General features: G+C 64.3%; 14 protein-coding genes and 1 tRNA gene. 9 read left to right on the forward strand and 6 right to left on the reverse strand.

The genetic code is table 11. The features are described from left to right. Window positions 1–28: 28 nt before the first annotated feature. Together ACFC0O_RS33050 and ACFC0O_RS33055 are read left to right on the forward strand one after the other, a co-directional pair. On the forward strand, window positions 29–553 hold the full coding sequence (locus ACFC0O_RS33050) for a hypothetical protein (protein WP_375964912.1): 525 nt from the start codon (window positions 29–31) through the stop codon (window positions 551–553). 142 nt (window positions 554–695) lie between these two features. Then, window positions 696–1,688 carry a hypothetical protein gene (locus ACFC0O_RS33055; protein ID WP_375964915.1) on the forward strand — a complete coding sequence of 331 codons (993 nt, stop codon included), beginning with the start codon at window positions 696–698 and terminating at the stop codon, window positions 1,686–1,688. Between the two features lie 160 nt (window positions 1,689–1,848). Here the strand turns inward: ACFC0O_RS33055 and ACFC0O_RS33060 are convergent, their stop codons facing one another. From ACFC0O_RS33060 to ACFC0O_RS33070, 3 genes are all read right to left on the reverse strand, one after another. Further along, the gene (locus ACFC0O_RS33060) at window positions 1,849–2,169 is read right to left on the reverse strand and encodes a hypothetical protein (RefSeq protein ID WP_375964918.1); all 321 of its coding nucleotides are present in this window, start codon (window positions 2,167–2,169) and stop codon (window positions 1,849–1,851) included. 1,076 nt (window positions 2,170–3,245) lie between these two features. Beyond that, window positions 3,246–3,797, reverse strand: a complete 552-nt coding sequence (locus ACFC0O_RS33065; RefSeq protein ID WP_375964921.1) for a kinase — start codon at window positions 3,795–3,797, stop codon at window positions 3,246–3,248. Between the two features lie 5 nt (window positions 3,798–3,802). Then, the gene (locus ACFC0O_RS33070) at window positions 3,803–4,636 is read right to left on the reverse strand and encodes a GntR family transcriptional regulator (protein WP_375964924.1); all 834 of its coding nucleotides are present in this window, start codon (window positions 4,634–4,636) and stop codon (window positions 3,803–3,805) included. Window positions 4,637–5,118: 482 nt separating this feature from the next. On the opposite strand from ACFC0O_RS33070, the gene ACFC0O_RS33075 reads away from it, so the two are divergent. The 3 genes from ACFC0O_RS33075 to ACFC0O_RS33085 are packed head-to-tail and all read left to right on the forward strand — an operon-like array spanning window position 5,119 to window position 7,029. After that, complete coding sequence (locus ACFC0O_RS33075; protein ID WP_375964926.1) at window positions 5,119–5,568, forward strand: helix-turn-helix domain-containing protein; 450 nt, start codon at window positions 5,119–5,121, stop codon at window positions 5,566–5,568. Further along, complete coding sequence (locus tag ACFC0O_RS33080) at window positions 5,568–5,780, forward strand: helix-turn-helix transcriptional regulator (RefSeq protein ID WP_375964929.1); 213 nt, start codon at window positions 5,568–5,570, stop codon at window positions 5,778–5,780. Before ACFC0O_RS33075 ends, ACFC0O_RS33080 begins: the two co-directional genes overlap by 1 nt. A 1-nt stretch (window position 5,781) precedes the next feature. Continuing rightward, on the forward strand, window positions 5,782–7,029 hold the full coding sequence (locus ACFC0O_RS33085) for a tyrosine-type recombinase/integrase (RefSeq protein WP_375964932.1): 1,248 nt from the start codon (window positions 5,782–5,784) through the stop codon (window positions 7,027–7,029). A gap of 62 nt (window positions 7,030–7,091) precedes the next feature. Here ACFC0O_RS33085 and ACFC0O_RS33090 read toward each other — a convergent pair. Beyond that, window positions 7,092–7,164, reverse strand: a tRNA-Ala gene (locus tag ACFC0O_RS33090). A 104-nt stretch (window positions 7,165–7,268) separates the two neighbouring features. On the opposite strand from ACFC0O_RS33090, the gene ACFC0O_RS33095 reads away from it, so the two are divergent. Beyond that, window positions 7,269–8,207: a phosphotransferase gene (locus tag ACFC0O_RS33095; RefSeq protein ID WP_375964935.1), complete on the forward strand. Its 939-nt coding sequence runs from the start codon at window positions 7,269–7,271 to the stop codon at window positions 8,205–8,207. On the opposite strand, the gene ACFC0O_RS33100 is transcribed toward ACFC0O_RS33095, so the two are convergent. Together ACFC0O_RS33100 and ACFC0O_RS33105 are read right to left on the reverse strand one after the other, a co-directional pair. Beyond that, window positions 8,189–8,824, reverse strand: a complete 636-nt coding sequence (locus ACFC0O_RS33100; RefSeq protein WP_364642164.1) for a TetR/AcrR family transcriptional regulator — start codon at window positions 8,822–8,824, stop codon at window positions 8,189–8,191. The two genes, ACFC0O_RS33095 and ACFC0O_RS33100, sit on opposite strands and share 19 nt — an antisense overlap. A gap of 43 nt (window positions 8,825–8,867) precedes the next feature. Next, on the reverse strand, window positions 8,868–9,590 hold the full coding sequence (locus ACFC0O_RS33105; RefSeq protein ID WP_364642161.1) for a uracil-DNA glycosylase: 723 nt from the start codon (window positions 9,588–9,590) through the stop codon (window positions 8,868–8,870). A 115-nt stretch (window positions 9,591–9,705) separates the two neighbouring features. On the opposite strand from ACFC0O_RS33105, the gene ACFC0O_RS33110 reads away from it, so the two are divergent. From ACFC0O_RS33110 to ACFC0O_RS33120, 3 genes are all read left to right on the forward strand, one after another. Next, a complete protein-coding gene (locus tag ACFC0O_RS33110) occupies window positions 9,706–10,368 on the forward strand; it encodes a trimeric intracellular cation channel family protein (RefSeq protein WP_375964939.1) in 663 nt (220 codons plus the stop codon). A 121-nt stretch (window positions 10,369–10,489) separates the two neighbouring features. Further along, window positions 10,490–10,933, forward strand: a complete 444-nt coding sequence (locus ACFC0O_RS33115) for a GyrI-like domain-containing protein (protein WP_364642155.1) — start codon at window positions 10,490–10,492, stop codon at window positions 10,931–10,933. Further along, window positions 10,930–11,361, forward strand: a complete 432-nt coding sequence (locus tag ACFC0O_RS33120; RefSeq protein WP_375964942.1) for an effector binding domain-containing protein — start codon at window positions 10,930–10,932, stop codon at window positions 11,359–11,361. Before ACFC0O_RS33115 ends, ACFC0O_RS33120 begins: the two co-directional genes overlap by 4 nt. Window positions 11,362–11,404: the final 43 nt, after the last annotated feature.

Raw genomic sequence — 11,404 nt, forward strand, 5'->3', positions numbered from 1 at the left:
CGGCGCGCGAATCCCAAGGAGTGCCAGCATGATTCGACCAGCCGCGCCCGCTGACGCGCCGCCGCGGCAGCTCACCGGCCACAATGGGGAGATGGCACAGTGGGTGACCCTGGAGGAATGGGCGCAGCGGCATGATCTGAGCTTGACCACTGTCCGCACTGAATGGGTCTACGAAGAGGGATTTCCGCCGCACGCCCAGTACCGCGAGCGTGCCGCGGGCACCGGCAGCGGCGGACGCCACCGCGAATACGACCCCGCGCAGCTGGACGCATGGCTGGCCCGCTGGCAATCGGAGCATCGGCCGAGCCGCCACGCGATGCCCGAGGATCCCGAGGAGTACCGCACGCTCGGCGCGATCGCTCGACTGCTCGGGCTGGACGGTAAGACCGTCACCCAGTACCGCGATCTCATCGATCACCGCGCTGAGTTCGAAGACAAAGGCGCACGCCGGCGCTACCGCACCCGCGATGTCGTCGACTTTCTCAACGATCGTCCCGGCTATGGCCGCAGCAGTGACCCCGCCCGCGACCGTCGCCGCAATGCCGCACGCTGACAGTCCGTGCCAGGTTCGCGAGCACGGTTGTCGCGCAGGCGGTTCCGAGTAGGCTCCCGAATAGCGTGATCACCGCACATGGTTCGGTTCCGCTCCCGAAGGATCGATCCGGCGGTACACAGTCGGATCGAGGGGTGAGCAAATGACCACGACACGCACACTCACAACGCTGGCCATACTCCCAGTGCTGGCCGCCGCCGGACACGGCGTTGCCACCGCCGCACCCGGACAACCTGGCCTAGCCGTACCTGGAGAAGGACAACCCGGTTTGAGTACCGCGCCACCCGCTCCGGCGCAGCCCAGCCTCGCGGACTACATTCCCGATCCGCCCGCACCACCAGCACGACCACGGCCACAGGCCCAAACCAAACCGCAGGCTGACACCCTGGTCCAGCAACCACCGACCACCCAGCGCGAGGACCAGGAATCGGAAGCGCCGCTACCCGAGAACGAGCCGCCAACAGCGCCAGCGAATCCGCATACCCTGCGCGCGGGCAACACCACGGTGCCGGTTCCGGAGTGGGTCGATACCAAAACCCGCGACAAGGCCCAGGCGTACCTCGACTACGCCGAGTGGCAGATCGCCGCCGGGTACGACACGCTGGGATTCTCACGCCAGGAATCGGATCGGCGCGCGGCGTCCACCATCACCGGCGGAGTACTCAGCGCAGTCGCGGGCGCGGAACTCATCTCGGTGCCCGCCGCGGGCATCGGCTGCGCCGTCGGTGCCGCAGTCGGCGGCATCGCTGGCGGCATCATCGGCACCGGGGCGGCTGGAGTCGGTGCACCCTTCGGCGCCGGGCTCGGAGCTGGACTCGGCTGCCTAGCGGGCGTCGCGGTCGGAGCCGTGCCAGGCATCGCCGTGGGCGCGACTGCCGGAGCCGTGCTCGGCGGTGCCACCGCCGGCGCGCTCGGCGGCGGCGTGGATGTACCGAAACCCGATGTACCGCCCCTGATCGAGGTAGCTGCTGTCCCACTGCCAGCAGAACAGAACCCGGTCGATCAACCGCTCGCCAATGCGGTCGTACAGGTCGGGGCCCAGATAGGCAGTGCGGTGGAGTCGCTGCGATCCGCGATCGCCACCATGCCGCCGCTCATTCCCGATCCAGCCCTTCTCTTTGGGCAGCCCATGTGAGGAATCGCTTCGGCGGAGTAGGTTCCTGATGCGCATCAGCGTTGGCTAAGACCACTGGGATGCAAGCTGTCTCGATACCAAGTGAGAAGAAGACCGCTGTGGCTAGCTGGGTCATCTCATGAGATAAACGGCGGCACAGCAGATTTCAGCATCGGGTCTCTCAGGTTTCGCGCGGGCTGATGGCGCGCTGTGAGCACCACTGTCGGATCTCCAGCTTGCCGCGGCGGTTGGCGGTCTCGATTACGAAGGACACCAACGCAATCCACGCGCCGTCCCGGGTGCGTACCCACGCGTGCAGCATCCCAGGCGCGTTGCCGGTCACGTCCAGCCCTCCGGCGCGCACCTTCAAAGGCAGTTTGTTGGCGCTGAGATTGGCCGGGTGGGTTGGGATAGCTGCGGCCAGGTCCACCGTGACCGGAGTCGGGGGATCGACCACGCGCCGCAGCGGCGGTTCGAAATCGGCAGGCCACTGTTCGAACATAGTTTCGAATCATATCCATGATGTGTCCACAAAGCGGCGCAGGGCCGACCGGAACGGCCCTGCGTCACCCCTCGTGCCGCTCGCGCGTGCGACGCAAGCGCGACATCGACATGGGATTCTCTCGCCATGACGAAACCTGTAGAACTCGAATCCCCGGAGCTGGCTGCCATGTACGCGGCATACATAGCCCTCGAACCGCTCACCGACGACGCCCGTGCCCGCGCTCTGTACTGGCTAAGCAGCGCATTGAACCCGCGCATTGCCTCAGCATCCGCAGCTCGCTGACCTGGAGCTGCTCACCGACCATGAGGCAACCGGCGAGCGGCCTTTCCGGATCGACCGAAGCGTGGTTGAGGGGGACTATGCTGCGCGGGAATTCAGCGCTGCTTCGCGAATCAGGTAGTCACTCCGGGCGGCTCTGTTCGGCAGGCCATCGAGGATCACCTGGACTCCATCGACTGTGGCTTGAATTTCATCCACTTCTTTTGTTGGACAGAGACTTCCGAATGCGCATAGCGGGGTGGCTACAACTCCACTCGCTCCGGCCGCCAGTGAGCCTGCGATGTGCCGGGACGAGCCGTCCCACAAGCGGAACTGACCATCCGTAGCCTCGCATATCTCTGTAGTCTCGGAGAGGGTGACTTTCGCGAGCTTCCCACCTGACGGGAGAACTCCTTCAGCTCGGGCCTGGCACGCTAGATCGGAGTCGAACACTGCGCCGCCGAACATCGGATGGCTATATATGGTCGACCGTTCCGGCAGCTGATGGAGAAGACGAAGCGCGGTCCTGCGGTCGGGCTCCCGCAGCACGGCCATCGGTGAGACGCCGCGCTTCACGGTGAGATCGATATCGTCCAATTCCCAACAGCAGGCAAGGATTCTGCCTGGTTCGACAACATCGAGCCACAGATCAACAACGGACGCACGGTCTTCTGGCCGGAGAGTATCGCCCCGGGTAGTTGACCCGGACAAGATAAAGAAGTCGACCCAGGTTTCCGCAGCACGGGCTGCATATCTCTGGGTGGCAACGAAATCGATTGATCCGGCGGCTGTGGGGAAGGTCAGGGCGGGGACAACTATGTCGAAGGGCATGAGGACTCCATGGCATGGCGAATCTTGATGGCGGACTCGGTCGGCGCGGTCTGTGACGTGTCAATTCCTAGATCAACCTGACCTGGGATAAGCCTGGGGGTCTCATCCCAGGCGACCAACCTGGCTGCGACGTCGTTGGTGTTGCGTGCGCGAATCCGCTGTTCCGCTAGATCTTTCGGACACCAGAGCTCGACTACGGTCCATCTCACGTCTGGTATCGCCGAGCGGATCACATCTATCGCTTCCGCCTGGCCCAGATGGAGAACCGGAATCATGTTGGCCATCAGCATCTTCTGGATCTCTGGCCGATCGACAGCGTAGGTTGCGTCGTATCTTGAGTTTTGCCAGATGATCTCGCCTGCGCGAGCCAGGGCGGCAATTTGGTCGTCTGTTGTGATCCGGTAGGTGTCTGTGCGACCGCCGCCGACCTTCAGTCGTTTGAAGAGTACGAAGGTGGGGTCGGCGTTGGCGAGTGCCTTAGTCACGGTGTCTTTGCCCGCTGCTGGGGGACCATAGAGCATTACGGCATCAGGCATAGCGACTACTCCGAGAGGCCGCGAAGGAACGACTTCGCTTGCGCCTGAAGAGGTTCGCTGTCCTGATTGTTGGAGATCACGGTGTGCTGCCACGGGGGGCGGAAGCTCTCATCGACGTCACGGGCGAGGTAGTCGGACCAGTGCCCGAGCTTCCAGGTGTCTCGGATCGCGCCGCGGCGCTTGACGTATGTATGCATAGAGTCGACGTCGCATTGAATCCAAATCACAGACATGTCGGCCCCGAGTGCATCCAATCGGGCGGCCGTCCGCTCGAACCAGGAACGCTGCTTGAACTCGCGCAGGTATGGGGCTGTGCAGATGACGCTGACACCGCATCCGATGTTCTCAAGCATGACCGCTTCAAGGCATTCGTATTCCGCAGGCCGGATTGATCGGTGGTAGATCTGGCTGTCGCGGTCCTGCATCGAGGAACCCATTTCGACAAGTGCGGCATCGACAACGGATCGTGTGATGGTGTCCTTGTCCAGCATTGCCCAGCCAGTTTCGCGTGCGAAGATGCGGCCGAACTCCGTCTTGCCCGACCCCGCATAGCCGCCCACGAGTACCGCTCGCGGTCGCGACGGTTTGATCTTTGCTCCTAGTGGGGCTGTGGATTCGGCTACGAATCGCCCAGAGCGCGGGCGGGTATCGATGAGACCCTTCTTGGTCAGCACTTCCATCGCGTCATTGATGGCACCGATCGATACCTCGAACTGTGCCGCAAGTTCGCGGGTTGACGGGATGCGTTGTCCTGGCTGGAGTCGGCCCGCCTCGATGTCGTTCTCAAGTTGATGAGCGACTTGACGATAACGCGGGTCAGCTGTGTTCGGATCTGACATCGGACCTGATCGCTTCCTGTTCGCTTCTTCCCCAGTGCTGAATCTATCAGCTTGCAGCGCGAGCCTCTCGTTCCAGACGTGGGATTCGCTGCCCTTAGCTGCGTATTTACCGGATAAAAGTCGTTGGAAACTGTTGGCAGCCGAGGCGATCAGTTGATATCTTTGAAAGCGTTCAGATGTGATGGAGATCTCGGAATCAAGGGATGAATTCCCTCGTGAACGGGAGATCTGGAGAGTGTTCAGGCGGGCAATCTGATCGCTTCATCATGCGATGAGTCCTTGCTCGTCTTGAGCTAGACGCAGGAACTCCCCAGCAGTGTCTAGCTGCTGGGGAGTCGAAGACCGAAGCGGCGGCAACCGCTTCGAATTTGCCTCAGCTATCTAGGAGTGCCTGAAGCATGTCCAGTGTATTCGATTCGACCCTCACGCCATGTGCCCAGACTTCGGTCGGACACCGCCCGAATCGTCAACTAGCAGCGGTTATGGCGGAGCTGGGTATCAGCAACAAGGGACTGGCTAAGAGAATGCGTGACGCGGCCGAACGGGATCGGGCGGTTCCCATCGGCTGCACCCACAGCACTATCGCCCGGTACCTGTCAGGCGAGAACCGCCCGCGGTCGCACAGTCTCGCGATCCTGTTGGACGTCCTCAGTCAGCTCGCGGATCGCCCTTTCGCTGCGGCTGATATCGGCTACCCCGATATGGCGGTGGAGATGAAAACCCGCTGCCAACAGGAATTTAGGCCGCCTCGACTGACCTTCGCGGGTGTGTGCATGTGGTGCGGGCGGCGCGGCTGCAATTCCCGCGCTTGCATTGCTCAGCATCTGCGCAGCAACTGGGTTGTGTGCTCGGATTGCGAAGGCACGCTGGTCAATTACGCAGATGAGCGGCCGTGCGGGTGCGTGTTCGGCATGATCAAGGCGGGTGAGTGATGGGCGCGTTGAACGTCGAGGAGCGCTTCTTGCAGGCCAAGGATTGCGAGAAGCTGACCGGAATTCCTGCTGCCACCTGGCGCTACTGGGCGCACATCGGTTCTGGCCCAGCCAGTTTCAAGCTGGGCGGCCGCCGCGTCTGGCGACTCACCGCAGTCATGGCATGGATCGAGCGGCAGGAAGCCGAGACTACGCGCGGGGAGGCGATTTAGCATGGTCGCCCGACGCAACCGACGCGCCGGCGTCGAGGACCGCTGGTACAAGACCGTCATCAAGTCAGCCGATGACGGGACCAAAACCGCAGAGCGCGTTCAGTCCGCGAACTATGGTTGCGCGAAGCGCTGGCGCGCTCGTTACGTCGACGACGATGGCAACGAGCACGCGAAGTCCTTCGCCCGCAAGACGGACGCGCAATCTTGGCTGGACACCGCAACCAGCGCACTGGTGACAGGCACCCACATCGCGCCGTCGGCTGGCCGCGAGACCATCGGCGCGATCGGAGCGCGATGGCTGAAAACGCAGGCACATCTGAAGGAGACCACTGCTTTCAATCGGGGCGAAACCTGGAAGCTGCACGTCCAACCGCGTTGGAACACAGTCGAGGTTCGGGACGTGCGTACTACCGAGGTCCGGGCCTGGGTCGCCGCAATGGTGGCCGCTGAGGCTGGAGTGCCGACGATTGAGAACGCGGTCGGAATTTTACGAATGATCTGCGAGTCCGCCGTGGAAGACCGTCAAATTGCACGCAATCCATGTGCGCGCGTGAAGTTGCCCAAGCGGTCGCACAGAGCCCGCGGTTACCTGACCCACGTTCAGGTCGAGCAGCTCGCGCGCGAGGTCACCGAGATGTCTACCGCCATAAGGTTTCTGGCGTACACCGGATTGCGGTGGGGCGAGATGGCTGCGTTGAAGGTATCCAGTTTCGACATGCTGCGGCGACGCGCGAACATTCTTGAGGGCGTCGCCGAGGTGAAGGGCAGAGTGGTGTGGTCCACGGCCAAGACCCATGCGCGCCGCTCGGTGCCGTTCCCGAAGTTCTTGGCTGACGACCTGGCGGCCCTCATGCGCGGCAAGGACCGTGATGCCTTGGTATTCACGTCTCCGCAGGGAGCGGTTCTGCGGGTGTCTACCTATCGCAAGCGCGTCTTCCGACCCGCTGTCACACGTCTGCGAGATCCGAAACGTCGGGCCGGAGACGTTGGCGGGGCACAGTTTCCGTATATCAGGCCGCACGACCTCCGGCACACCGCTGTGTCACTAGCGATCAGCGCGGGTGCGAATGTGAAAGCGGTGCAGACCATGGTCGGACACAAGTCCGCCGCAATGACTCTGGATACATACGCGGACCTGTTCCCCGACGACCTTGAGTCGGTCGCGGAAGCTCTAGATGCGCGTCGCGCGTCCGCGATCGCCGCCGCTGCGGACGAACTGCGGACAGGCACCGATAACCAAGATCGCTAGTGGTTCTGAAATCAAGAAAGGCCCGTGACCTTTTTGGAGGTCACGGGCCTTTTTGTTGCTTGTGGAGCTAAGGGGAATCGAACCCCTGACCTTCTCGATGCGAACGAGACGCGCTACCAACTGCGCTATAGCCCCAGCCGCTGACCGTTACCGGCCTGCGGTGGAAAACTTTAGCAGGTGGGGTGGGGAGTCGACGAATCGGCTGGTTAGGGGTGGTTTTGTAGGGTGTGGGGGTGGACATGAGTGCGCATTCGGACCTGGTGGCTGATTGGGAGGGGCGGGTTCGGGGGATGCTCGCGGGGGCGGGGCGGGCGGAGATGGCGGGGTGGGGGATGCGGGTGCTGGGGGAGGGGCAGGAGAATGTGGCCGTACTTGTGGGGGACGCCTATGTGGTGCGGCTGCCGAAGGATGCGGGCGGGGCCGAGGGGGTTGCGCGCGAAGGGCGGTTGCTGGCGGAGTTGGCGGGTTCGCTGCGGCTCGCGGTGCCCCGGTATGAGTTCACCGCGCCCAATCCGCTCGGGCCGGGGGAGTGCTGTATTTATCCGGTGGTGCCGGGGGAGGTGCTGTCCGAAGACGAGTGGCTGGCGCGCGGGATGCTCGACGATGAGACGGTCGCGCGGACCATCGCCGAATTCATCGAAGGCGTGCACGCGTTTCCGGCGGATCGGGCCCGGGAGTTCGGGGTCCGCGAGCGGGATATGCGGGCGGAATTCGCGGCCCGTCTGGAAGTGATTCGGGCGCTGGTGATTCCATTGCTGCCCGCCGGAGACGGACGAGAGTTGGCGGCGCGCTGGGAGAAGTATCTGGGCGAGGAACGGAACTTCGAGTATTCGCCGGTGCTGATGCACGGCGATGTGAGTCTCGATCATCTGCTCGTGACGGGGAACCGGATCACCGGCGTCATCGACTTCGGGGATGTGCAGATCGGCGACCCCGACTATGACCTCAGCTATCTGTGGCCGGACGCGGGCCCGGAATTCGTTCGGCGCGTGCAGCACTGGCGTGGCCGGCCGCTGGACGAACAGCTGATCGGGAAACTCGATTTCTGGGCGGTCGCCGATGCCGCCATCGATGTCCTCTACGCCATCGAACGCGGCATGCCCGAATTCCGGGACGTGAGTGTGAAACAAGTGCGTTCAATGTTGGCGCGGTTCGGGCATCACGCCGGTTCGGTATAGGACTCCAGCACCCGCATAAAAAGATCGACCCGGTATTCCCGCACCGCCGCACTGTCCGGCTCCAGCAGACACTGGGCCATGGTGCCGTCGTGCACGGCGATCAACGCCCGGCCCAGCCCCACCGAATCCGTCACCGTGCGCCCCGCGCGCGCCAGCAGCCGCAACAGCACCGGAGCCAATGCCGCGCTGATCGACTCCTCGCGCGCCACCATCAACCGGCGCAGCGGCGGATTGCGCAGCGCGTGCGCGGTGAACTCCGAGGTGATCCGAAACCACTTGTCGTCCACCGGAACCGCACTCAACACGAACTCGACCGCGGCCCGCTGATCCGGAATGACCGCATCACTCTCCAGCACCGCCGACACCTCGGCCAGCATCGCCGCAGACCGCTGCTCCCACATAGCCAGGAACAACTCCTCCAGCGATGTGAAATTCGAATAGAACGCCCCCCGCGTGAACCCGGCCCGCTCACAAATCGATTCGACCGTGCACCGCCCCAGCCCGTCCTCCGCGAACGCCTCGAACGCCGCATCCAGCAACCGCGCCCGCGTCTGCACCCGCCGCCGCTTCACCGGCTGCGCCTCCACACTCCCCGCATCCCCATCGGCCCTGCTCACGCCCGAATCGTATCCGGCCGCGAGCACTGGCCGCGATTTCCCATCAGGCCGGAGGCGGTTCCAGGCCGGCGGCGCGGGCGGCGGCGGTGAGGACGGCTTCGAGCATGGGTGGGGTGAGGCGGCCGGTGAAGGTGTTCTGCTGGCTGGGGTGGTAGCTGCCGAAGAGGTGGAGGGGGGAGCGGTTGGGGATGGATGGGGATAGTTCGTAGTGGGCGGCGTGGGTGAAGCGGGGTTTGGGTTTCGGTATGGGCCAGCCGGATTCGGCCAGGGCGGGGAGCAGGGCCTGCCAGCCCCAGCCGCCGAGGACGACGATCGAGCGAAGAGTCGGTGAGAGCAGGGTTAATTCTTCGGTGAGCCAGCGGCGGCAGTTGTCGCGCTCAGACGGGAGCGGCTTGTTGTCGGGCGGGGCGCAGTGGACGGGGGCCGTCATGCGGGAGTCGATGAGGCGCAGGCCATCTCCGGGGTGCGTGCTGGTGGGCTGGTTGGTCAGGCCCGCCGCGTACATGGCGGCTATCAGGAAGTCGCCCGCGCGGTCGCCGGTGAACATGCGACCGGTTCTGTTGCCGCCGTGCGCGGCCGGAGCCAAGCCGATGATGAGGACCCGGGCGTCGTCGGGGCCGAGGCCGGGAACCGGTTTGCCCCAGTAATTTTCGTCACGGAAGGCCGCCCGCTTGTCGTGGGCGACCTGTTCGCGCCAGGCGACCAGTCGCGGACAGGCTCTACACCCTGTGAGCTGCGCGTCCAGTTCAGCAATTGTGCGGCACACCAGGGTGACTCAACCACATCCCCCGCACGAGCGGGGCGCGTCGGCGCGGCGTGGCGGCGCGGCATACAGTGCCCCGATAGCCGAGTGTTTGCGACCGTGAAGGGAACCGGCCCCAATGAGTGATCTCGTCGAGCTCGGCAACGCCGTCGGCACCGCCCAGAAGGTCGGAAATATGGTGGGCGTGTTCGCATTCGGCGTTTCGGGTGCGCTGCTCGCGGTGCGCCGCAACTTCGACGTCGTCGGCATCGCGGTGCTCGCGGTGTGCACCGCCACCGGCGGCGGCATCATGCGCGATCTGATCATCGGCGAGATACCGCCCACCGCCTTCGTCACGCTGCGGTACGCGGCCGCGGCGCTGCTGGCCGCCGCGGTGATCTTCTTCTGGCATCCGCCGAACCGGCTGATCCGCACCCCGCTGCTGCTCGCGGACGGTATCGGGCTCGGCATCTTCTGCGTCACCGGCACCGTCACCGCCTTCCAGCACGGACTCTCGGCCACCTCCGCCGCCGCGCTCGGCGTGGTCACCGCGGTCGGCGGTGGCGTCGTGCGGGATGTGCTGGCCGGAATCACGCCCAGCGTGCTGAGTGACGGTGAGCTCTACGCGGTGCCCGCACTGCTGGGCTCGGCCGTCACCGCCGCCCTGCTGTATTACGGCGAATACACCTACTGGACGGGCGGTTTGGCGGGGGCGGGCGCGGTGGCCCTGCGCTTCCTCGCGCTCTGGCGGCACTGGCGCGCACCGCTGGCCCGCTCGCATCGCCGCCGCGAATCCAGCTAACCGAACCGGGCGCGGCGCACAGCGGGCGTAGTCGTGTTGCCCGGACGCGCCGAACATGGTTGATAGCATGGCGAAGGTTGGCCAGCGGGCTGTGCATCACACCCAGAGAGAGTTCCTACCAATGCAGTTTGAGATCGTCGAGCGGGACGAGACGTGGGTCGCAGGGCTGCCGGTTCGCAGCCCCAAACGTGCTCTCGGAGAGCTGCGCGACCATGATCTCGAGGTGGCCTGGGCCGCCGTCCTGCATCAGGAACTCGGGGGTCCGCTCGCGGCCGCGTATACCGACTTCTCGCCCGAATTGGGCACGTTCAATACCCAGATCGTCGGCTATCAGTGCGAATCCTTCGACGAGGTCACCCGCGGCCATATCGTGGCCCGGCTGCCGCGCGGGACGTACGCCAGATTCTCCGCGGTCGGCAGCTTCCCCCAGGTGATGACCGATCTCTGGACACAGATCGCGTACGCCGAGGAACACAATCAGATTCAGCGCACGCACAGCGGCGATTTCGAGTGCTATCCGCACGCGTACAAGATCGAGCTGTACCTGGCGGTAGAGGCCTCATGACCTATTCGATCGTGGTGCGCCAGGGCGGCGTCTATGGCGGTCTCGTGGTGCCGCGGGTGCGGCCCAGTTTCAAGGTTTCCAATAGTGAGCTCATCGAGTTCCTGCGCGACCGGCTGCGTGATCGCGGCGATGACAAACCGCTGGCCACGGTGTACGTGCCCGATCCGGCCGGCAACTACAACGTGCTCGTCTCGTACGAGTACTCCTCGCCCTATGACGCGCCCGTCGGCGATGTGCTGATCCGGGTGCCCAAGGGCGTCTACGCGCGCTTCGAGCCGAATGGGGATTATCACGATCCCGCGGAAGACGTGTGGGCTCAGGTCGACGACGCGACCGCTTCGGCGGAGATCACGCGGGCCTACCGCGAGGAGATCGAGATCTGGTCCGGGCCGTCGGAACTGGAACTTTTCATCTCCATCCTGATCTGATTGCTGATCGTTAGCTAAATGAGAACCAACCGGTCTTGTGGTT

The sequence above is a fragment of the Nocardia sp. NPDC056100 genome (assembly GCF_042266325.1).
Taxonomy (GTDB): domain Bacteria; phylum Actinomycetota; class Actinomycetes; order Mycobacteriales; family Mycobacteriaceae; genus Nocardia.

Excerpts from the sequence above, each read along its gene's own strand:
- ACFC0O_RS33055 (WP_375964915.1), top strand. The coding sequence starts at position 696 with ATGACCACGACACGCACACTCACAACGCTGGCCATACTCCCAGTGCTG.
- ACFC0O_RS33115 (WP_364642155.1), top strand. The coding sequence starts at position 10,490 with ATGCAGTTTGAGATCGTCGAGCGGGACGAGACGTGGGTCGCAGGGCTG.
- ACFC0O_RS33075 (WP_375964926.1), top strand. The coding sequence starts at position 5,119 with ATGGCGGAGCTGGGTATCAGCAACAAGGGACTGGCTAAGAGAATGCGT.
- ACFC0O_RS33120 (WP_375964942.1), top strand. The coding sequence starts at position 10,930 with ATGACCTATTCGATCGTGGTGCGCCAGGGCGGCGTCTATGGCGGTCTC.
- ACFC0O_RS33050 (WP_375964912.1), top strand. The coding sequence starts at position 29 with ATGATTCGACCAGCCGCGCCCGCTGACGCGCCGCCGCGGCAGCTCACC.
- ACFC0O_RS33095 (WP_375964935.1), top strand. The coding sequence starts at position 7,269 with ATGAGTGCGCATTCGGACCTGGTGGCTGATTGGGAGGGGCGGGTTCGG.
- ACFC0O_RS33065 (WP_375964921.1), bottom strand. The coding sequence starts at position 3,797 with ATGCCTGATGCCGTAATGCTCTATGGTCCCCCAGCAGCGGGCAAAGAC.
- ACFC0O_RS33110 (WP_375964939.1), top strand. The coding sequence starts at position 9,706 with ATGAGTGATCTCGTCGAGCTCGGCAACGCCGTCGGCACCGCCCAGAAG.
- ACFC0O_RS33070 (WP_375964924.1), bottom strand. The coding sequence starts at position 4,636 with ATGTCAGATCCGAACACAGCTGACCCGCGTTATCGTCAAGTCGCTCAT.
- ACFC0O_RS33080 (WP_375964929.1), top strand. The coding sequence starts at position 5,568 with ATGGGCGCGTTGAACGTCGAGGAGCGCTTCTTGCAGGCCAAGGATTGC.
- ACFC0O_RS33085 (WP_375964932.1), top strand. The coding sequence starts at position 5,782 with ATGGTCGCCCGACGCAACCGACGCGCCGGCGTCGAGGACCGCTGGTAC.
- ACFC0O_RS33060 (WP_375964918.1), bottom strand. The coding sequence starts at position 2,169 with ATGTTCGAACAGTGGCCTGCCGATTTCGAACCGCCGCTGCGGCGCGTG.